The organism is Sinomonas cellulolyticus, from assembly GCF_014656475.1.
Classification (GTDB): domain Bacteria; phylum Actinomycetota; class Actinomycetes; order Actinomycetales; family Micrococcaceae; genus Sinomonas; species Sinomonas cellulolyticus.
In genome coordinates, this window is the sequence record NZ_BNCM01000038.1 from 1 (window position 1) to 989 (window position 989).

1 rRNA gene is annotated in these 989 nt (G+C 58.0%); it reads left to right on the forward strand.

Annotation, left to right across the window (positions count from 1 at the left end):
• Nucleotides 1-989 (forward strand): 23S ribosomal RNA (locus IE231_RS18100); the annotation flags it as partial.

Sequence of the window (989 nt, forward strand, 5' to 3'; positions counted from 1 at the left end):
TCGCAAGACGATGTATACGGACTGACTCCTGCCCGGTGCTGGAAGGTTAAGAGGACCCGTCAGCCAGCAATGGCGAAGCGGAGAATTCAAGCCCCAGTAAACGGCGGTGGTAACTATAACCATCCTAAGGTAGCGAAATTCCTTGTCGGGTAAGTTCCGACCTGCACGAATGGAGTAACGACTTCCCCGCTGTCTCGACCGTGAACTCGGCGAAATTGCACTACGAGTAAAGATGCTCGTTACGCGCAGCAGGACGGAAAGACCCCGAGACCTTCACTACAGTTTGGTATTGGTGTTCGGAGCGGCTTGTGTAGGATAGGTGGGAGACTGCGAGTCCGTCACGCCAGTGGCGGAGGAGTCATCGTTGAAATACCACTCTGGTCGCTTTGGACACCTCAACCTCGGCCCGTGATCCGGGCCAGGGACAGTGCCTGACGGGTAGTTTAACTGGGGCGGTTGCCTCCCAAAGGGTAACGGAGGCGCCCAAAGGTCCCCTCAGCCTGGTCGGCAACCAGGTGGCGAGTGCAAGTGCACAAGGGGGCTTGACTGTGAGAGAGACATCTCGAGCAGGGACGAAAGTCGGGACTAGTGATCCGGCGGCACCTCGTGGAAGGGCCGTCGCTCAACGGATAAAAGGTACCTCGGGGATAACAGGCTGATCTTGCCCAAGAGTCCATATCGACGGCATGGTTTGGCACCTCGATGTCGGCTCGTCGCATCCTGGGGCTGGAGTAGGTCCCAAGGGTTGGGCTGTTCGCCCATTAAAGCGGTACGCGAGCTGGGTTTAGAACGTCGTGAGACAGTTCGGTCCCTATCCGCTGCGCGCGCAGGAGATCTGAGAAGGGCTGTCCCCAGTACGAGAGGACCGGGACGGACGAACCTCTGGTGTGCCAGTTGTACCGCCAGGTGCACGGCTGGTTGGCTACGTTCGGAAGGGATAACCGCTGAAAGCATCTAAGCGGGAAGCCCACTTCAAGATGAGATCTCCA